Consider the following 18,449-nt stretch of genomic DNA (forward strand, 5'->3'; position numbering starts at 1 on the left):
CGATGGCGGGGCTCAGTCTTAGAAATGCGGGCATCAGCCTTGTCGATGGCGAGCGGACTTTCAAAGTCGAAATTGATGTGCTGGATGTGCCCGAAGGACAGGCCGTGGCCCTGACGGGGGTGAGTGGGTCTGGGAAAACACTGGTGCTAGAGCTTTTGGGCCTGCTGCGCGCGCCAGATGCAGGGGCTAGCTATTTCTTGAAAGGGCAAAACCTTGCATCACTTTGGTCCAAAGGGCCGCGGAACCGGGCCTTGGCGCAGTGCCGTGGAGAGGTATTTGGATTTGTCCCACAAACGGGGGGGCTTTTACCTTTTCTAACGGTGTCGCAGAATATTGGGTTATCGCAATCTTTGACGGGGCGAATGGACTCTGATTGGCAGGCAGCTTTGATAGAACGCCTAGGTCTAGGGGACGTATCGGGCCTTTTCCCCGCCGCTTTGTCTATCGGGCAGCGTCAGCGGACATCTATTGCTCGCGCACTCGCGCATCGTCCGGCGTTTGTAATTGCTGATGAACCCACTGCCGCGCTTGACCCAAGCAGCGCGGATCAGGTGTTGGAGCTATTTTTGGAAATCGCGCAGGCCCAAGGCAGCGGTGTTATCTTATCCTCACACGATCAAGATCGTATCGCGCGTCATGGGATCGGGCAGTTGAAGCTCGCAATGGTTCCGGGGGGCAGGCCGCTGAGCCGGCTAGTGGTGGTATGAAGCAAATCGCCCTTCTTGCGGTGCGCGATTTGTTTCACTCGCGTGTTTTTTTGTTCTGTAATACCGCCATCATGGTTGGTGTGCTGGTCCCATTGTTACTGTTGTTCGGAGTGAAGAATGGGATCTATTCGGCCTTGATCGGTGAAATGCTGGCCAATCCGGCCAATCTACAAATCGATACAAGTGGCAATGCAACGTTTTCACCTGAAGATGTCGCGCAACTCAGCACGTGGCCCGAGATTGCATTCTTTACCCCCAAAGTTCGAGGTCAATTCGACTACATGAATGTGCGGACTAAGGGGGGGCGACGTTTGAAATCGGCTGTGGTTATTCCATCCGGTGCGGGCGATCCCACTCTGCCCTTGGGGCTAGATCTGCCAGAGGGCCAAGTGGCTGTCAGCGCGCAACTGGCCCGCCAGTTGCAGATCTCTGCGCAAGCCGAAATCGAATTGATCAGTCAGGCTGAGGGGCGCTCAAAACAGCTGCGACTGCCGATGAAGGTCGTGACGGTTCTCCCCGAAGGAGCGATGTCAGGGCGTGCTGTACTGTTGGCGTTTCCAACGCTGGATGTGATCGAGGCCTTTTATGAATCCTATACGTTGCCAACCTATGGTATCGAGGGGGCTCGGAAACTTGAGGATCGGGTGCCGTCTTACGAAGGGGTGCGGGTGTTTGCCCATCGGTTAGAGGATTTGGCAGCGCTGCAATCACGACTAGAAACAACGCTGGGCGTTCGAACTCTGGCTCGGACCCAAGAGGTGAATGCCCTGTTAGGGTTGGGGCAAAAGCTAAACTTGGCTTTGGGTTTGACGGCGACGCTGGCCGCGATGGGGTTGGGGGCCGCCTTGGTTTTTGGGTTTTGGTCAGACGTTGCGCGCAAGCGGCAAACCTTGGCAGCCATTGCATTGCTAGGTGTTCCCGGGCGTACGTTGGCATTGTTTCCGATGGTGCAGGCAGGTCTGACGGCAACCTTTGGGCTGAGCCTTTCATTGCTTCTATTTTTGGGCGCGGGCAAAATCGCTGACAGGCTATTTGGTCATGGTCTGCCTGATGGCGCGGTCTTAGCCCAGATTTCGCAAGGACAGGCAGTGAGTATTTGCTTTGCGGTGTATGGGCTGGTGTTGACTGCTGCCGGTGCTGCAGCGTGGTCTGCTCTGCGATTGGACCCAGCGACTGTATTGCGAGAAACATCATGATCTGGCGCTGGCTTGCGTGCTTGTGTCTGTTGCCGGGGGGGCTAAATGCTCAGCCCATAGCGTGGCCTTTGGATATGACCGATCCAGCAGCCAAGCACCACGCGCCTGCTGATCTGTTTCTGCCAATGCCATGCGGCGCCTCTATGGCCTTTCAAAAAGTAGAGGTGCCTGTTGCTGCGGACGATCCCTTGGCGGACCGGCGGATGCGATTGGGGCAATCTGTAAATCTGACCGGGTATTCGGACTATCTGCGGTCTGCTTTTTTACGCGGCCCATTTTCTGATCGCAGCAACGTGACGTATTTCTACATTGCACGATATGAGCTGACACAAGGGCAGTTTCGCGTTTTGCAAGGCGATTGCACACCGCCCACGCGTGCGGATCGCATCGCCCGAGGCGGGGTGAGTTGGCATGATGCGGTGACATTGGCAAAGAACTACACCTCTTGGCTGTATCTAAATGCACCCGAGGCGATACCGCAATCGGACGGTGCACGTGGTTTTTTACGTCTCCCAACAGAAGTGGAATGGGAATTCGCCGCGCGCGGAGGCACGGTGGTTGATGCAAATACCTTTCCGAAACTTACCTATTTTGATGTTGGTGAAATGCGGGATCACGCCCTGCATCAAGGTGTTGGATCAGGAAGAGGACGGTTGGGCGCTGTTGGGGTGCGTGCGGCCAATCCTCTTGGGTTGTACGATATCTACGGCAACGTCGAAGAACTGATGCTTGAACCTTACCGAATGAATGCGCGCGGGCGAGCACATGGCCAGATTGGTGGTGTGGTGACCCGCGGGGGATCTGTTTTATCGGAGGCGGATCAAATCTACAGTGCGCAGCGGACTGAATATCCGCCTTTTGACCCAGAGACTGGGCATCCATTGCGCGGTGAAACCTTTGGTGTTCGTTTCGTGATTTCTGCTCATGTCGCAACATCCGAAGCCAAGTTGGCTGAGATTCAGAAACGGTGGGGGGAAATGGCTGCCCCAGATCCGGACGCATCCGCGGATCCTGCCGCAGCGCTTGCTGATCTCGCGAAAGCGGAACCAGATTTGACCCGGCAAAAGCAATTGACCGATCTGCTGCTAGGGCTAAGGCGCAATCAAGATCAGACGGATATCGCCATTCAACAATCTGCGCGCGCCTCCTACCTTGCAGGATCTGTTTTTGTTCAGTCTTTGAAGACGAATGCAGAAGCGATCGATGCAAAGGCCGTGAACATTCGCATGCTGGCATCGCTTCAAAGAGCGGGAAACCAAAGCGATATGTTTGACCGCCAACTGCAAGGCCACGTGCGTAAGATTGCAGAGATGCGGGCGCGCCAAACCGGTGTTTTGCTGTCTTTAAGGGCCGTTTTGGATGTTTTGAGTGAAGACGTTCCTCCAGATATCCGGGCCTCTGTTCTACCCGTGCTTCGTGAAGAATTAAGCTTGTCGGGGCAAACGCAACGTTTGCGCCATCTGGATGACTTCGCGGACGATCTAAACCTATACATTCAAAAACCGGACCTGAGTACCGAGGAATTGATGTCCGAAGCACTGAAATAGGCCAGTTTTGGCCGAGAAATGAGCGGTCGAATGCTGGGTGTCATTGGGGGGCGAGACTGGTTGATTGAGAGTTTTTGGTGTATAATTTCTCGCGAGAACAAGAGGTCTGTGCAGGATAACCTTGACATCGACCGATGTGTTTGGTGCTCTGAACCAGTTCCTTTTTAGAAGTTGAGAGAGCCATGTTTTGCAGCGATGTGATTGTATCATTGAGGGCTTTTGCGAGGTAAATCAAATGTATAAGAAATTTCTGTGTGCGGGTTTCGTTGCCAGCAGTTTGGTTCTGGTTCCTGTAAAAGAAACACGTGCCAATGATGCGGCTGCCTTGATTGGGGGCGCTTTGATTGGCGGAATTATTGTAAACGAAGTTCATAAAAACAAGCAGCGCCAGCGTCAGAAAACCACCCAGCAGACGACCCGAACCACAAAGCGTTCCTCTGGTATTTCAACTGCGCAACGCCAGCAGAACAGAGATGTTCAGACGTCTTTGAATTACTTCGGATACAATGTTGGTGCTGTAGATGGATCGTTGGGCAGAAAGAGCCGTGTCGGAATTTCGCGGTACCAAACGGACATGGGGTACAATACGGACGGCTACCTGGATGAACACGAACGCAGTTTTCTTGTCGGATCGCACCAGCGGGCATTGGCCAGCGCGCATGTTGCGCCGTACAATCAGATCCTGGCATCGCAGGGACAGCAAGGTCTGCTGAGAGCGTACCGGAACGAGCAGTTGGGTATTCCGATACAACAACCTCCCCAAGCGCCTATCCAACATACGACGGCAGCAGCGCCAGCGCCAGTTACGCAGGCTCCGACAACTGTTCCAACACGGGCCAACACCGCAGCTTTGCCTGATTTCACATTCGGGCAAGCATCGCGGACGGCCAACGAGTTATGTAACGAGGTCAATATTTTGACAGCGGCAAATGGTGGGCTGACCACAGCCAACCGTGTAACGGATGCGAATTTTGCCTTGAATGAACAATTCTGTCTCGCGCGGACCCAAGCTATGGCCGAAAGTTCACGGATCGAAGCAACAATTCCCAACCTGACAGCGCCACAGATTGAACAGCAATGCGAAGGATTAAGCCAAGCTATTGCGCCTCAACTTGTGGGAATTGAAACGGCCCAAGCCGGGCAGGTACTGGCTAATACGTCTGCCTTCCTTCGGGATTCTGGGAAGCCCATGAATCAGCTGATTTCTGGCGGCAAAGTGTGTCTTGGAATTGGATACAGAACTGACAATGCAAAGATGGCAATGGCCTCTGGTCTGCTGCTGGCGGGGGCAGGTGAACTTGGTTACGGCGAAACGGTCAGTCACCATCTGCGCGAAGGCATTGGGACCAATCGTGCGACGGGGCAGCAATCTACGGAATGGATGCGGCTGGCGTTGAATGGTGTTCAGGCTGGGAGCACTGTGCCGGGGCAATCTGCGGATCGTATTGCTGTATTGAATGCAGCAGTTAACGCGCCTTCAGCCGGAGCGGTTGCATTCCCTGTCTTTCCAACGACGACAGGGAACTGAATTCAGCCCTTAGAATGGAAAAGCCCACTTCAACTTGAGTGGGCTTTTTGTATTCCGATCAAAAGAGGGCGGGATTAGCCATTTTTTAGTATGTCTTTGCGTTTTTTGTCATACTCAGATTGGGAGATGGCGCCTTCGTCCAAGGCTTTCTTCAAATCAGTAAGTTCTTGTCCAGTTGTCGTGGTTCTAACTTCAGTATTTTGCTCTGACCGGCCACCACCACATGCGCTCAACCCAGCCATGGCTATGACAAGCAGGCCCAAAAATCCCAAACGTCCCATTGTTTCATCCTTAGTGGAAATTATTCTTTGCTTCTGTCTAAAGCAGGGGAAACTTAGGTCAACAGCTTAACTCAACTCAAATCTTCAAGAGCTTAAATCGTTGTGATCAAAGCAGATCTAAAGCTTTGACGATTGATTGTGCGATCAATTCCGGAACGGTAGAGAGCGCGCCCAGAACGGGCATGTGTTCCCCCTGAAAATTGGCTGAGCGCAGCGCGTTTGGGACATCATCATCAGCATGGCCACCTTGAGCTGCAAAAAATGGCAGACAGATCGCATGCTCCCCCGCGGTGCGCGCTGCGGACTCAATTGATGGGTCTTCTTCTACGAACCCGACTATTAAATCCTTGCAGGCAAGTTGAGCCTGAAGAGCGTGTCCAAAATCGCGAGTGACCGTTGCGGGATTTCGGCTGCGCCCGGATCCGTGTGCAGCCAAAACCACATCGAGATCTTCTAAAGGCCAGCCTTTTTGATTTGCTAGGGCTTGGACCGCATCAGCAGCGAGTCTCGGCAGGGCAGGGTCCAGGCCAAATGGGTCAAGGATCTGAATTGGAGTATCTCCCAAGCGTTTTGGAAGCGCTTGGGTAACAAACCAACCCTTGGTCATGAAAAGCGGATAGATCACCTCGACATTGGGGGAGGTTGCAAGAGCAGCTTCCAATGCACTGGGGGCAGCGAGTGTTGCGGATCCTATTTCGTACCCTTTGGTGTATTTTTGCACCTGTCCTGCGAGTTGGGCAAGAGCGGTTTCGGCCTGATCCGGCGAAGAAGGTTGTCCATGAGCGACAATCAAAGCTTGGGGCATACTAAATCCGTAGATTGATCTTAACTAAGGGAAACATGGAGCGGTCTGTTTATTTATCCAGTTTGCAGTTCATCCAAGAACCATCAACCAGAACCAAACCGTCAGGATTGAAGCGCCTGTTGCCATAAGAACAGACGATGCTGCGATACGCTTTGCACGCCCGTACATGTTTGCAAATATGTAGGCATTGAATCCAGGTGCCATTGCAGAACAAAGTATTGCCGAGCGAAACAAGTCTTTTGGCAAGCCAAAACTTTTGCCGAACATCCACACAAGTGTCGGATGCAAGATAAGCGAGACTGCGCACACAAACCCGATCGCGCGGAGATCCCCTTCGGGACGATATTGTACAAGCACGCCCCCCAAGGCAAACAGGGCGCCGGGTAACGCTGCGCGAATGATCAAGCTCAGGGCATTGTCGACTGTTTCAGGTACGGTGAACCCCGATAAGTTGACTATAAACCCTAAAGCGATGCCAAGAATGAGCACGTTTTTAAACATGGCCGACAGAACTGCACCGGCCATTTTCCCACCACCGCGCCCTCGGTTTCGGAAAACTTCCATAATAGTGATGCCAACGCAGTAACAAAACGGTGAATGAAAGGCGATGATTGCATAGTTTCCGGTTAGGTTTTCAATACCATAAGCCCGTTCCGTAATAGGAAGGCCCAACAAGACTGTATTCGAGAAAAGGCAGCAAAACCCGATCGCGACGCAGTCTTCCCAATCTCTTTTGAAAATCAGTCGCGCGCCTGCCATGCCTGCCAAGAAACACAAGCCAGCGCTGAGGTAGAAGCTGGCCAGAAGACGAGGGTCAAAGCTGGCCTCCAGATCAAGTGTTGTGATGGCTCGAAACAACAAACACGGAATGGCAAAGCTCTGAGTGAACCGCATCAAACCGTCGATGTGACCTGCTGTGAAATACCCCGCCCGCGTTAAGGCATAGCCCGCGCCAATCACGATGAAAACAGGCAGGATAACGTCGACCAAGCTCTGAAACATCTGGCAGCTTACCTGTTTGGGGCCCGATCAGCTTGCGCAGAGGCAGCTCTCAGAGCGATATGTGTTCTGGCCTAATAGGGATAGCGGATGACCATTCCGTCATAAGCAGGTGTGATGTGTGACGGTGTTTCAGCGTCAACCTCTGCATAATCCAAATCAATGTGCATATTGGTCAATACCGCGTGTTTTGGTTGCATCTTGGCAATCCATTCCAGCGCTCTGTCCAAGTGTGCGTGTGTTGGATGCGGGGTCCGGCGCAGTGCGTCCAGAATCCAGCAATCCAGATCCTTGAGCTCGTCCCAAGCGGCATCATAAATTTCAGCAACATCAGGGAGATATGCCAGATCATTGATCCGGAATCCCAAAGAGTCGATTGCCCCATGATTGACAAGAAAGGGACGCAGCGAAATTGGACCACCGGGGCCGTCAATCTCGAACGGGCCTTTGATCGATTTCAAGTCCAGAATTGGCGGATAGGGCGAGCCTTCGGGTTGAACAAAGGCATACCCAAAACGCGCCAACAGTGCGTTTTGGGTATCCCCATCAGCGTAAACCGGAATTCTGGATCGCATATTGAATACAATCATACGCAGGTCATCGATCCCGTGCACATGATCAGCATGGGAATGCGTGTAGACGACCGCATCTAAACGTCCTGTGCCCGTGTCCAAAAGCTGGCCGCGCATATCGGGGGTGGTGTCAATTAGAACAGTAGTTGTCCCGTCTGGCCCTTCACGCTCAACCAACAAAGAGCACCGACGGCGGACATTACGCGGGTTATTGGGGTCACAATCGCCCCAATGCCCACCCAATCGTGGGACACCGCCTGACGATCCGCACCCTAGAATGGTAAAACGCAATTCATTGGTCATGTGGCGACCTTATGGGCAGCGACCTTGGCGAACAAGCGTTCAAAGTTTGCCTGCGTTTGTGCGGCAAAATCTGGATACTCCATGCCAAAAATCTCGGCCCCTTTACGCGCTGTGTGCGCGGTGTAGGCTGGTTCGTTGCGCTTGCCGCGAAACGGCGGGGGCGCAAGATAAGGTGCGTCTGTTTCAACAAGCACTTTGTCCACCGGAGCGGCCGCAAAGATATCGCGCACTTTTTGGCTTTTGGGGAACGTCGCGATGCCAGACATCGACAGATAGAACCCTAGATCCAAGGCTGTTCGAGCCAGTTCGGGGGAGGAAGAGAAACAGTGCATGACGCAGGCATACGGCGCGTTCGCCATCTCTTTGGAGAGAATGCGTGCCATGTCATCGTCGGCATCCCGCGAATGGATGATCAAAGGCAGGCCTGTGCGCTGCGCTGCTTCGATATGGATGCGCAAACTTTGTTTTTGGACATCTGCACTGTCTGCGGTGTAATGATAATCCAAGCCGGTCTCGCCAATGCCCACGAATTTGGGGTGTTGCGCTAGCGCGACCAGTTCATCAACAGTTGCCATGGGTTGGTCGGCGGCGCTCATTGGATGTGTGCCTGCAGCGTAAAAGACGGGCGCGTGGGCTTCTGCAATGGCACGAACCGAAGGTTCATTCACCAGTTTGGTACAGATTGTGACCATGCGGGTCACACCTGCTGCGACGGCATTTGAAACGATGGTCTCCAGCTGCCCTTCGAAGTCTGGAAAGTCGAGGTGGCAGTGGCTATCGGTGATTTCGGGGGTGATCGTGATTTCGCTCATTGGCCTCAACTGGCGGTTATCCCGCTGCGGTTTCCTGCATCTTGAAAACCGTATCTAGAACTAGTGAGGCGGGGTCAAGGTTCACCGCCTGGCCATGGCGGGTTCGGGCCGTGATCGTGGTGGCAATTTCGGCCCACATGCGCCCTTTACGTGGCTCTGGGGCGAGTTTGGCCAATACTTCTGCTTCACCATGGGCAGCTTCGGGATAAGGTGGCTGCCCTGTGGCTCCTGTCCGAGCCAAACGCGCCAAAGCGATGTCTATGAGCGAGAGTAACAATTCGAATTTGTCGGCTGCGTTGCGCTGTGCAGCAGCGTCAGCTAGCGCCATCGCGCGTTTTCGGTCTAACCGTGGCATGGTGCCAAGTATCCCAATCAATTCGGAATAGATCTGCAAGCCACCCAAATTCAAAAGCCGCAAAGCCGCACCAACGGATCCCGCAGCGAGTGCGGCCAAGTGGTCTGGATTATCAGGCACTTGGGCATTGGCTTGTTCCAAAGCAGCCTGCATGTCTGATGCGTTCAGCGGACCCAACCTGAGGGTACGGCACCGAGACCGGATAGTTGGCAACAGGCGCGACGGTTGGTGTGAGATTAACAATAGTGTTGTGCGGGCAGGTGGCTCTTCCAGCATTTTCAACAAGGCGTTTGCCGCGCTTGTGTTCATCTCGTCAGCGGAATCCACAATGACAACTCGACGCCCACCATCTGTTGAAGAGAGTCCGAAAAAACGCCCCAATTTCCGAACATCGTCCACGACGATTTCCTTGCGTAGCTTTCCGTTGTCGTTCAGCGAGCGGGTGATTGATGCCAACCCCGGCTCTGCACCTGCCTGAATGCGATGAAAAACGGGGTGGTCCGGGGAAATGTCCAGCGAAGTTGGGGCAGGGGGCGCCCCAAACAATCCGTCGTTGTCAGCGGGTGGGTTGGCCAGCAGAAACAATGCGATCCGCCAGGCAAGGGTCGCTTTGCCAACGCCTTGAGGGCCGGTGAACATCCACCCGTGATGCAACCGTTCGGAATTGAAGGCCGTCAAAAATTCCGCTTCGGCGGCATCCTGACCAAAGAGGCGCATTGTTTCGCGCGGGTGAGGGGCTCCTGGGGCTTGGTCGGGCGCTGGGATATCGTCGCTCATACAGGTGCCTGATCCAAGGCCTGCAGAGTAATCTGTACCAACTCAGCTGTGATGGCATCCATTTCCTGCCCACCATCTAAGATTCTAAAACGATCGGGGAAATCCTGTGCCAAAGACAGAAAGCCAGCGCGCATTTTGTGTTGCAACTCGGGCCCGAAATCTTCGAACCGTTCTTCAGTGCCTTGTCGGGCCTTGGCACGCGACAGGCCAACGTCTGGATCCATGTCGATAAGCATTGTCAGGTCTGGCTCTCGTCCAATCATCAACTGATGGAGCTGATCAACGAGGGCGCGCAGGTCGCCGCGAGAGAGACCTTGATACATCCGGGTGCTATCGGCAAACCTATCACAAATGACTACTTTACCCGCGGAAAGCGCGGGCAGAATGGTGCGTTCCAGATGGTCACGTCGCGCCGCAGTGAACAGCAGGATCTCCGTTTCGGCGGACCAGCGATCTGGGTCTCCTTCAAGAACAAGACGGCGGATTTCTTCGGCACCCGGTGAGCCGCCGGGTTCACGCGTCAACACGACATCGTGCCCCAAATTGCGCAAATATTCGGCGAGCCTGCGGGCTTGCGTGGACTTGCCCGAGCCATCAATGCCTTCGAATGTCAGGAATAGACCTGAATGCGTGTCTTTTGTCACAGGGCCCCCGATGGGTTATCAGAAAGCTGTTTCATGAGAACTTGTGCTACGGCCTTCATGCGAACAAGAAAACCACCCGAAGAAATGTCTGTCGCGGCAACTAGCGGGCGGCGAATTTCGGGCAATCCTTCGGGTTTGAGCACTAGTTCGGCCAACTTTTGGCCTTTGACGACCGGGGCATTCACCGGGCCATTGTAAACAACTTCGGCCTTGATGGTTCTGTCGGACAGAACTGGCAACAGAAGACTTAGGTCCTCGGCTGGGACAAGCCCTACCGATTGTTCGCTTCCCATCCAGACTTTGGCTTGGGCGACGGGGGTATCTGCACGGGCGACGGTTTTTTGGCTAAAGTGGCGAAACGACCAGTTAACAATGGCTTCAGCCTCCTCTGCGCGTTTTGCGTTGCTGGACAGTCCAGACAGTACAAATATGACACGTCGATCAGCTTGTTTGGCTGATCCAACCAAGCCATATCCTGCTTCTGACGTGTGTCCAGTTTTTAGGCCATCCGCACCAATACTGAGCTTCAGAAGTGGGTTGCGGTTCTGGGTGTTGCTAGGCGCACGCCCATCAAAGGCGAACTTCTTTTCCGAGAACAACGGATAGTACTCGGGAAAGTCTGTGATCAGTTTGTTCGCCAAGAGAGCCAGATCATGCACAGACATCCGGTGCCCGGCCGCAGGCCAGCCATTTGAGTTCGCAAAGGTTGAGTTGGTCATGCCCATTTGCTGTGCGCGTTTGGTCATGTATCGGGCGAAACCTGCCTCGGTCCCGTCGGGGCTCAGCGCCTCTGCGATAACGGCGCAGGCATCATTGCCCGACAACACGATAATTCCGCGCAACAGATCTTCGACTCGAACGCGATCTTGAGTGTTCAGGAACATGGTCGAGCCTTTATAGCTCATCGCATGTTGGGACACCGGTAGTTCTTCGTTCAAGGTCAGCCGACCGTCCCGCAACGCTTCAAATGCGACATACAATGTCATGAGCTTGGACATGGAGGCAGGTGGAAGCGCCTCGTCGGCATTTTTGGCCAATAGAACGGTGCCTGTGCCCTGATCCAGAACATAGGCTGCGGTCGCAGACGTATCATACGCAAGCGCTGGAACAGCTGTGACTGCAACAGAAACAACCAGAGTAAGAGAGCGGAGTGAAGACAGCACGGGAAGGTCTCCTTATTTGCTGACTGCATATGCGTCAGAGAAACCGGTCGCTTTGACCTTTTTCAACAACGTGGAACGTTCAGATTTGCTCTGGGCGGGGCCAACGACCACACGCCAGAATGGTTTGCCGTTTGCGGATTGTTCGAACACGGTCGGGGTCATGCCTGCGCTGCGCATTTGATCGGCGGTACGGTTAGCATTGGCTTCGACACTGAAGATGCCAATCTGAACATAAGGCTTGTTGAGCGATGACGTTTTCGTCGGAGCGGGTTCGGCTGCCTGCTCGGTTGGGGCTGTTGGGGCCGCCGGGGTAGACGCTGCAATTGCAGCCGCTGCACCGCCCGTAATTGGATCAAGGGGCGCCTCGGTGATTTCTCCACCGGGTTCGATCGCTTCTGACGGAATAAGCGTATCTTGAATCTCGGGCTCTTCATCGACGGCTTCGCGCCGCAGGGCTGTGACGTTTAACTCAACTGGCGCACCGGGGAGCATCCCAAGCGCGGAGGCCGCATCAGAGGATGCTTGAATACGAGGCCCTGGAATGTCTCGTTCTCGGCGGAACAGTGCGCCGATCACAAATTTTCCATTTGCGCTGTTGCGGATAATCACGCGTTCAGGATCAGTCGCATCGGGGTGGGCTACCCAAACACCCCCGAGCGATGGCCGACCGTCCCAAAGCCCCGACTCAGTCACCTGAAACACTTCGGGGGCTTCGACATCGCGTTCAACCAATTTGGTGCTTTGTGATTGCGTCGGCGCAGAGGAGTCTTTTGGTTGCTTGAAAGGCAGTTTGGCACCGTCTTCACAGGCTGCCAAAAACGTGAGTGCAACCGTAATCGCCGCCAGACGCGGACTGAACCGGGTTTTCGCTGCTTCTCGAATCATTTTTTGTCCCTTGCCTGTCTCGGGCGCTGCGTCTGAGCCCAAAATGCCGGTTTTCCGGTCGTTACCTCACCAGAGCCAGATAGCCCATTTGCGGCAAAGCATAGCCTGAGCGTTGAGGCAATGAAAGTAGGCAGAAATGGGGCCGGCAAGAATTCCCTATTTTCGACTTGCCTTGGGCGCACGGACCCCCTAAATCACATTTCCAACGGGGAGGTGGCAGAGTGGTCGAATGCGGCGGTCTTGAAAACCGTTGAACGTGAGAGCGTTCCCAGGGTTCGAATCCCTGTCTCCCCGCCACTAAATCAATCACTTAATGTTATTGATTGCCGCCTTTGGATTAAGTGAAAAACCCCGGTTCCCATTTGATCCCAGATTCACGTTTGTATTTGTTCTGTTCCCTCAAGCTTTCAGCCTGCTTGGCAAGGCGCTTTTGACTCGCTCCTATAAAATATTTTGAACCATCGAAAAGCTCTTGTGGCCGGTTATTGTTGCTGTTTGATGATCAGTGCACCCAGTTTCGGCCAGTTCGCTTGCCGCGCGGTATCGCAAGCCATGCAATGTTTGCGCTTTTAGGCCCCGTATCTTTCTCTCTGTGATCATGGCTTTTTGGATCTGATCGTAGTTGAGTTTTCGGCCGTGTTCGCCGCACAGGATATAGCTAAGGCAGCGAGGCACGTTGCGGAGTGTTTCAGCATGGCTTGTTGGGATAGGTATCCAAAGGCGTGTGGACGTTTTATTTTGTGTGACCCAGATTCCATCGTCTTCGATGTGTGACCATTCCATTCGCGTCAAATCCGAGGTGCGCTGGCCGGTTCTTAGGGCAAGCTCAAAGATCCGAAGATGTCGACCAGTCAAATTCTTTCGAAGCACCTCAATCGATTATGGCTGCCAAGGGTGGTGTCCATACCCTGTTTTCAATTTCTCGATACCCTTTGCTGGATTTTATCGTTGCCAATCTAAGTCAACCGCATGTTCAAATAGGATTGAAAGCATGTGGTGAATGCAGTTGGTGAAACGTCCCCGATGATGGTTCGCCACTTGGGCCTTGATCACTGAGGGTCGTCGCATTTTTGCCGGTTCGAGTGTTCCAATTGTGTCAGATAGATATTCTAGGGCCTCTGAATAATCGGATTTTGTTCGAGGGGCTTAGCGTGCCCATTAGGGGGTTTGTTTGTAGCGGATGATTAACTTTTCAGAGGTATTTCTGGATGACAGGGACCCACCGCCTCGCATTAGCCTCCAATACTCTCGGGCAAATTCTTCTCTGTTGGGATCACCGGATAGGCGCACATAACGCCCACCTTTGCGAAAACACTGATGTTTACGCCCTTTGATAATTTTGGCAGTCGTGAACTTTTTCGTTGCCATATGACGTCCTAGTAGCCGTTCACCATTTGCCCGCGAATAGAGGCGCGCAATTCATCCGCGTCCCAACGTTCGTGCGTTCCGATCTTGCGGGACCTCGGGGGGGTATCCCTTCTAAGACTAACGAACGAAAACTTTGGATCGGCAGATCCAGCGTCTTGGCGGCGGTTTTTTAGCTGACGGAAATTGGGAAAACGATCATCGATCTTTGCCTTGTTTGATCAGGTATTGGTTAATGTTCATTACTCACATCCCCAACGCTTCTTTATACATTTCCAACACAGCCTCTTCCTCAGCGATGTCGCCTTTGTCGCGCTTGCGCAGGGCTATTACTTTGCGGATCACCTTGGTGTCCTAACAATTGGTAGATCAATGGAAATGAAGACAGTTATACCCGCAGCTCCGTCCCCCTCGTCGCGGGGCGGCAAAAAGGCATAGCGCACGGATCATCGAGCGGATCGAGGCGGTCAGTCACAAGTCATACATCGAGCCATTCATTGGGATGGGCGGTGTATTTCTGCGTCGAACGTGGAAGCCGGTTCCTGAGATCGCCAATGATTACAACGGCGAGATCACCAATCTGTTCCGAACCCTGCAATAGCACTATCCTCAGCTCATTCACGTGATGCGTTTTCAGATCGCTTGGCAAAGTTCGCTATGGTTTGGGTCAACCCCTTCTTAGTTCGAAGCTAACCAATGGGCTAGCATTCTGAGAGCTAGGGAACTTACAAACACTCCCCCAAATATTGGCCAGGCGTTCTTGCCGATATCACAAACCGTTCTATCGCTGTACCCCGCCTCATAGCGCGGAATAGATCTTTTGGAGGCAGCTGGATTGTAACCAGAATAAGACGAAGATTGCATCAGGCGCGACTTGGTCGTAACATTGCTAGCTCTCTAGGAAGTGTAAAGCAGCCGAGTTTAATGGGTAAAATCGCGCTCACCTTTAACTACTACCGCTGCATGCGCATCCGCTGATTGCTCCTCCAGGCCGAGTTGAGAATCCGCAACAGCGTACTCCGTTGGAAAGTGTGCAACAACTGGTCGCTGCTGCGTAATGGCACCCTGATTGTAAAGGTGGATTTTCAATTCCGGAAAACGCCATGCTCAAGTAGAACACAATTAACTTAAATGTCAGCATTAATTGACCTCAAGGTGATGGGTTGCGATGATTGAACGCTGCTGCAAGCATCAAGTGCACAAAAAAATCACGCACATGCGCGCGCTGATTTTTTGGGTGTCGACCCAATAATCTGCTCGTGACAGTATTATCAACTTCGATGAAGTTGCGCAGGGTGTCGCGCCAGATGAAATAACCATCTAGATCAGGCACAATCCAGAAGTGTCCCTCGCGTAGAGCGTTTGCGCTATTATCTGGTTTATAGCCATATTCGGCCCAAGCATCCAAATAACTCACGCGAAGATCGTCACTGACGCGCACCTCGAGGACCTGTCCATCAAGTCGGTTATAGTGGATTATGATCGAGGTTGCGGATTTCGGAGTGCCATCTTCGCATTTAGAGCGAAACAGGACACGGAAGAACCAAAGATCAGAATCATCTTTGCGGTCAACCTCCGGCGCATTCATTATTGGGTCCATCATATATGTAGACATCAGTAGGTAATCATCGGCGCTTAATGTGCGCGTAATTTTCGTAGTTATGCTTGTTTCAGCACTCGCCTCGAGTTCTAAAAAGCCTGCGGAAAAATTTGCCTTCAATCCACCTGAAATGGCCCCTTCTGCCACATCGCTAAGTTCAACACCGCATTCTTTGGACGATGTTATGCGGTAGTTTATCAAAGCTCGACCTAGCGTTGTATCCTGACCACTCTCCGGGACATTGAAACGGCGATGAAATGAGCCGTCTAAATGCCAAGTAAAAGCGCGCTTGGCCGCCGCCTTGGAGACTATCTTGATTGGTCGGATCGCGTTTGCCTTGGCGCCCGCAGCCCGTCGCTCCCCACAGAGCGAAAAGTAGCTGTCGCGGGGTTGGTGTAGCTTTCCGCCTGCCGTATACGCTTTGACCGAAAACGGCTGGCAGGCGACCTCCTCAAGCTGCTGTATTCGCAAAACCTGTTCTCGATCGATCAAGAAATCAGGCACATCTGTATCCGATTGCGGATTCTTGATCGACAGATAGGCAGCGATTGCTGCGCGCGCGCGTGGATTTTTTCTGCGGCAATTGCATACCCAAAGCGCGCTGAAACAACGTATCGACACTGTATACGCGGCTTGCAAAGATCCATCGAATTGCCGGGGCAATCATCTTCCGTACGACAAACACCGGCGTTTCCAGGAGCATCTGCGAACAAGTATACGGCGTGTTGCACGACAGGTGCGATGTCACTTTCTTTGATTAGTTTGCGGTGTCCGTATTCTGTGATTACTAGGATTGCCCGATCTTCGCGTGCTTTCTCAAAAACTGGCAAGCTCACATAGGCTATAGGCCGAACCATTAATCCTAAAGGGTACATTTCCTGTTCTTCAAATTGCTGATCATCACATCGAACATTCACAAAGCGCCCAGCTTTAATAGTGAAGAAGAATTCCTGATCGCTGTAGGCGACATACGCTTCGATTTGATCACTGGCAAACCAGTCCCAAGCAAGACGGAAAGTTCCAGGAGAGGCGTCATCGGCACCCTGTAAGCGCGGACATGGGTCGAAGCCTTCTGCAATGGAAGAATTTGGAAAAACAAACAAAATGCAAAAAGAAATTGCGCGCGCAGTCAATTGAAAATAAAATATAAAAATTCCGATTCGCTAAAATCTATGTTTTAGTATATCACGATTATTATGCGCGCGCAGTTTGTGTTGACCTGATGGTATGCAACCCTGCGTTCAAAGCGGCGATGCCTGATCTGCTTGTTCAGAGCCTTGAAAACCCAAATTTCTCTTTACTTACGGAGGACACTGGAAACTACACTATCGCCCAAAAAACCCTGCAGAGCCAAGCTTTACCGAAAAAATGGAGGTCAATTTTTTCCTCTAACAGAGGAAAAAGCAAACTACAGCGACCGTTCTTGACGTGCTTTGAGCCTTCTAGAGCAGGCCTTGTCGCACCCGCAGAGAAAGCTTGTTTGCCCGCATTCCGGTCATGCCACAATCTTTTAGTGGATGTCCGCTTTTGCCCCTTGCAGCAACGGTGTTTTGTCTGGTTTTGGCTGGGAGCGCCCTTCGTGGCAAAATCGAACGAAGGTCGGCTGCGCGGGCGAAGGCGCCTGATGCTGATGCAGCGAATACATCAACCCCTCTTCGCCCAAGCTGCCAAATGGTTCGCGGCAATGCAGCGCGTTTTCCCTAAAACGGTCATTCAACATGGTCAAAATCGCCAAAACCCAAACCGGTCGTTCGCCGCACTCGCGACAGACGTCTCACTTGCGGGGCAAAGCAGACAGACGCATTCCGTGCATCGTGGTTACTTCATCAGTTGCTCTTCTAGAAAGTCAATCAGACGTTCACTCAAGGCTTGTCGTGTTCCGTCATCACTCAGAGAAGGTGAGTTGTACGGGTAGAAGTGTGGGAAACCGGGGACCCAGACAAGCTCGTAATCCGCGCCAGCACTGCGCATTGCTTGCGTGAAACCCGGAGCCTTCTCCAGAACCGCAGGTTCGTCGTATTGCGACACGACATGAAAGGTGGGGGTTTCATCTGCAGATGTAATTGTCTTTGACAGGTCAATGGCCGATAAAGGCGGGGAGAGCGGGAAGATGGCTGCAACCGGCACATCAAGGCCGTGTGCCGCGTTAATGACAGTTGCCGCTCCGGCGGAATGGCCGCCAAGTGCAATTCTTGCCGGATCAACGCCGAACTGTTCCGACGACGCACGTACAAAGTCGACCGCCTTTTCCAAATCTTCCGCTGCGGAAAGAATTGTTTTCCACACGACGGTTTTGCCTTCGTCCCCTTCAAGCGGGCCCAGACCCAGTGCCTCGCGTGCAAAATTGACACGTCGCATTCCCGCATCTGTTAGGTCTTCCTCCATAGTCAGAACCCAGTCAACATCCAGGGCCATAGTTGGTTCCGGCAATTCAGGGGCCAAACGATATTCGATCACAAAAGTAACGTAGCCGAGGGGCGTGAGCAGGCGCGCGTAATCCTCCATTCGGCTATGTATTGCGTCAAACTCGGTATAAGGAGCCTGACGCCGTCCACCGCGTTGAAACCCGCCTCCGTATACCAAAATAACTGCGGGCCTGAGCGTTTCCGCGACAGCGTCAGTTTTTGTGTAATCTGCATTGTTCGTCGATGGGGTATAAACATCCAGCAACAGATCACGTTCGACCAGCCCGCGGTCTGATCTTACAACCCCTTTGCCGTAGGCAACATCCAGTTCGACGTTGTAACCGAACTCTCCTTCTGCAGAAGCCATGTTAGCGGCGATGACTGTGGTTGCCAAAAGGGCAATTATGGGGTTCAGCAATTTCATACGAGCTCCAAGGTTGGCATGTATCCAAAAGTGTAAGCTACTTTGAAACAAAAACTATAGCTTAGAGCTAATTCTACAATA

Annotated in this window: 18 protein-coding genes, 1 tRNA gene and 1 pseudogene; 6 read left to right on the top strand and 14 right to left on the bottom strand. The window is 52.9% G+C overall.

Going from position 1 to position 18,449, the window contains the following annotated elements; genetic code table 11:
• The first annotated feature begins 2 nt into the window (after positions 1-2).
• The 4 genes from ABWV33_RS02355 to ABWV33_RS02370 all read left to right on the top strand — a co-directional run bounded on the left by ABWV33_RS02355 (position 3) and on the right by ABWV33_RS02370 (position 4,978).
• Positions 3-707 carry an ABC transporter ATP-binding protein gene (locus tag ABWV33_RS02355; protein WP_353328975.1) on the top strand — a complete coding sequence of 235 codons (705 nt, stop codon included), beginning with the start codon at positions 3-5 and terminating at the stop codon, positions 705-707.
• The gene (locus tag ABWV33_RS02360; RefSeq protein ID WP_353328976.1) at positions 704-1,903 is read left to right on the top strand and encodes an ABC transporter permease; all 1,200 of its coding nucleotides are present in this window, start codon (positions 704-706) and stop codon (positions 1,901-1,903) included. Before ABWV33_RS02355 ends, ABWV33_RS02360 begins: the two co-directional genes overlap by 4 nt.
• Positions 1,900-3,450: a formylglycine-generating enzyme family protein gene (locus ABWV33_RS02365; protein ID WP_353328977.1), complete on the top strand. Its 1,551-nt coding sequence runs from the start codon at positions 1,900-1,902 to the stop codon at positions 3,448-3,450. The genes ABWV33_RS02360 and ABWV33_RS02365 overlap by 4 nt, the downstream gene beginning before the upstream one ends.
• A gap of 235 nt (positions 3,451-3,685) precedes the next feature.
• Positions 3,686-4,978, top strand: a complete 1,293-nt coding sequence (locus ABWV33_RS02370) for a peptidoglycan-binding domain-containing protein (protein WP_353328978.1) — start codon at positions 3,686-3,688, stop codon at positions 4,976-4,978.
• Positions 4,979-5,052: 74 nt separating this feature from the next.
• On the opposite strand, the gene ABWV33_RS02375 is transcribed toward ABWV33_RS02370, so the two are convergent.
• The 9 genes from ABWV33_RS02375 to ABWV33_RS02415 all read right to left on the bottom strand — a co-directional run bounded on the left by ABWV33_RS02375 (position 5,053) and on the right by ABWV33_RS02415 (position 12,574).
• Entirely contained in the window at positions 5,053-5,259 is a 207-nt protein-coding gene (locus ABWV33_RS02375) for an SHOCT domain-containing protein (protein ID WP_113824962.1), read from the bottom strand.
• Positions 5,260-5,365: 106 nt separating this feature from the next.
• Positions 5,366-6,064, bottom strand: coding sequence for a CbiX/SirB N-terminal domain-containing protein (locus tag ABWV33_RS02380; RefSeq protein WP_353328979.1), 699 nt, complete (start codon positions 6,062-6,064; stop codon positions 5,366-5,368).
• Positions 6,065-6,133: 69 nt separating this feature from the next.
• The gene (locus tag ABWV33_RS02385) at positions 6,134-7,066 is read right to left on the bottom strand and encodes an AEC family transporter (RefSeq protein WP_353328980.1); all 933 of its coding nucleotides are present in this window, start codon (positions 7,064-7,066) and stop codon (positions 6,134-6,136) included.
• Between the two features lie 71 nt (positions 7,067-7,137).
• Positions 7,138-7,938: an MBL fold metallo-hydrolase gene (locus ABWV33_RS02390; protein ID WP_353328981.1), complete on the bottom strand. Its 801-nt coding sequence runs from the start codon at positions 7,936-7,938 to the stop codon at positions 7,138-7,140.
• Positions 7,935-8,750, bottom strand: a complete 816-nt coding sequence (locus ABWV33_RS02395) for a TatD family hydrolase (protein ID WP_353328982.1) — start codon at positions 8,748-8,750, stop codon at positions 7,935-7,937. The genes ABWV33_RS02390 and ABWV33_RS02395 overlap by 4 nt, the downstream gene beginning before the upstream one ends.
• A 16-nt stretch (positions 8,751-8,766) precedes the next feature.
• Positions 8,767-9,882 carry a DNA polymerase III subunit delta' gene (locus tag ABWV33_RS02400; RefSeq protein WP_353328983.1) on the bottom strand — a complete coding sequence of 372 codons (1,116 nt, stop codon included), beginning with the start codon at positions 9,880-9,882 and terminating at the stop codon, positions 8,767-8,769.
• Positions 9,879-10,526, bottom strand: coding sequence for a dTMP kinase (gene tmk / locus ABWV33_RS02405; protein ID WP_353328984.1), 648 nt, complete (start codon positions 10,524-10,526; stop codon positions 9,879-9,881). The genes ABWV33_RS02400 and tmk overlap by 4 nt, the downstream gene beginning before the upstream one ends.
• Positions 10,523-11,689, bottom strand: coding sequence for a D-alanyl-D-alanine carboxypeptidase family protein (locus tag ABWV33_RS02410; RefSeq protein WP_353328985.1), 1,167 nt, complete (start codon positions 11,687-11,689; stop codon positions 10,523-10,525). The genes tmk and ABWV33_RS02410 overlap by 4 nt, the downstream gene beginning before the upstream one ends.
• 12 nt (positions 11,690-11,701) lie before the next feature.
• The gene (locus tag ABWV33_RS02415) at positions 11,702-12,574 is read right to left on the bottom strand and encodes an SPOR domain-containing protein (RefSeq protein WP_353328986.1); all 873 of its coding nucleotides are present in this window, start codon (positions 12,572-12,574) and stop codon (positions 11,702-11,704) included.
• 207 nt (positions 12,575-12,781) lie between these two features.
• Between ABWV33_RS02415 and ABWV33_RS02420 the strand changes: the two genes are divergently transcribed.
• Positions 12,782-12,871: transfer RNA gene (locus ABWV33_RS02420), tRNA-Ser, on the top strand.
• A 144-nt stretch (positions 12,872-13,015) separates the two neighbouring features.
• On the opposite strand, the gene ABWV33_RS02425 is transcribed toward ABWV33_RS02420, so the two are convergent.
• Positions 13,016-13,444 carry a tyrosine-type recombinase/integrase gene (locus ABWV33_RS02425; protein ID WP_353328987.1) on the bottom strand — a complete coding sequence of 143 codons (429 nt, stop codon included), beginning with the start codon at positions 13,442-13,444 and terminating at the stop codon, positions 13,016-13,018.
• Between the two features lie 741 nt (positions 13,445-14,185).
• Positions 14,186-14,293 (bottom strand): annotated as a pseudogene (locus tag ABWV33_RS02430) (GapR family DNA-binding domain-containing protein); the annotation flags it as partial.
• Positions 14,294-14,441: 148 nt separating this feature from the next.
• Between ABWV33_RS02430 and ABWV33_RS02435 the strand changes: the two are divergent.
• The gene (locus tag ABWV33_RS02435) at positions 14,442-14,540 is read left to right on the top strand and encodes a hypothetical protein (protein ID WP_251134543.1); all 99 of its coding nucleotides are present in this window, start codon (positions 14,442-14,444) and stop codon (positions 14,538-14,540) included.
• 549 nt (positions 14,541-15,089) lie between these two features.
• Here ABWV33_RS02435 and ABWV33_RS02440 read toward each other — a convergent pair.
• The 3 genes from ABWV33_RS02440 to ABWV33_RS02450 all read right to left on the bottom strand — a co-directional run bounded on the left by ABWV33_RS02440 (position 15,090) and on the right by ABWV33_RS02450 (position 18,368).
• Entirely contained in the window at positions 15,090-16,043 is a 954-nt protein-coding gene (locus ABWV33_RS02440; RefSeq protein ID WP_353328988.1) for a hypothetical protein, read from the bottom strand.
• Positions 16,028-16,672: a hypothetical protein gene (locus ABWV33_RS02445; RefSeq protein ID WP_353328989.1), complete on the bottom strand. Its 645-nt coding sequence runs from the start codon at positions 16,670-16,672 to the stop codon at positions 16,028-16,030. Before ABWV33_RS02445 ends, ABWV33_RS02440 begins: the two co-directional genes overlap by 16 nt.
• Positions 16,673-17,357: 685 nt before the next feature.
• The gene (locus ABWV33_RS02450) at positions 17,358-18,368 is read right to left on the bottom strand and encodes an alpha/beta hydrolase (RefSeq protein ID WP_353328990.1); all 1,011 of its coding nucleotides are present in this window, start codon (positions 18,366-18,368) and stop codon (positions 17,358-17,360) included.
• Between the last annotated feature and the right edge of the window lie 81 nt (positions 18,369-18,449).

This window comes from Phaeobacter sp. NW0010-22, assembly GCF_040365955.1.
Lineage (GTDB): Bacteria > Pseudomonadota > Alphaproteobacteria > Rhodobacterales > Rhodobacteraceae > OMPR01.

Excerpts from the sequence above, each read along its gene's own strand:
- ABWV33_RS02355 (WP_353328975.1), top strand. The coding sequence starts at position 3 with ATGGCGGGGCTCAGTCTTAGAAATGCGGGCATCAGCCTTGTCGATGGC.
- ABWV33_RS02360 (WP_353328976.1), top strand. The coding sequence starts at position 704 with ATGAAGCAAATCGCCCTTCTTGCGGTGCGCGATTTGTTTCACTCGCGT.
- ABWV33_RS02365 (WP_353328977.1), top strand. The coding sequence starts at position 1,900 with ATGATCTGGCGCTGGCTTGCGTGCTTGTGTCTGTTGCCGGGGGGGCTA.
- ABWV33_RS02370 (WP_353328978.1), top strand. The coding sequence starts at position 3,686 with ATGTATAAGAAATTTCTGTGTGCGGGTTTCGTTGCCAGCAGTTTGGTT.
- ABWV33_RS02375 (WP_113824962.1), bottom strand. The coding sequence starts at position 5,259 with ATGGGACGTTTGGGATTTTTGGGCCTGCTTGTCATAGCCATGGCTGGG.
- ABWV33_RS02380 (WP_353328979.1), bottom strand. The coding sequence starts at position 6,064 with ATGCCCCAAGCTTTGATTGTCGCTCATGGACAACCTTCTTCGCCGGAT.
- ABWV33_RS02385 (WP_353328980.1), bottom strand. The coding sequence starts at position 7,066 with ATGTTTCAGAGCTTGGTCGACGTTATCCTGCCTGTTTTCATCGTGATT.
- ABWV33_RS02390 (WP_353328981.1), bottom strand. The coding sequence starts at position 7,938 with ATGACCAATGAATTGCGTTTTACCATTCTAGGGTGCGGATCGTCAGGC.
- ABWV33_RS02395 (WP_353328982.1), bottom strand. The coding sequence starts at position 8,750 with ATGAGCGAAATCACGATCACCCCCGAAATCACCGATAGCCACTGCCAC.
- ABWV33_RS02400 (WP_353328983.1), bottom strand. The coding sequence starts at position 9,882 with ATGAGCGACGATATCCCAGCGCCCGACCAAGCCCCAGGAGCCCCTCAC.
- ABWV33_RS02415 (WP_353328986.1), bottom strand. The coding sequence starts at position 12,574 with ATGATTCGAGAAGCAGCGAAAACCCGGTTCAGTCCGCGTCTGGCGGCG.
- ABWV33_RS02435 (WP_251134543.1), top strand. The coding sequence starts at position 14,442 with ATGGGCGGTGTATTTCTGCGTCGAACGTGGAAGCCGGTTCCTGAGATC.
- ABWV33_RS02450 (WP_353328990.1), bottom strand. The coding sequence starts at position 18,368 with ATGAAATTGCTGAACCCCATAATTGCCCTTTTGGCAACCACAGTCATC.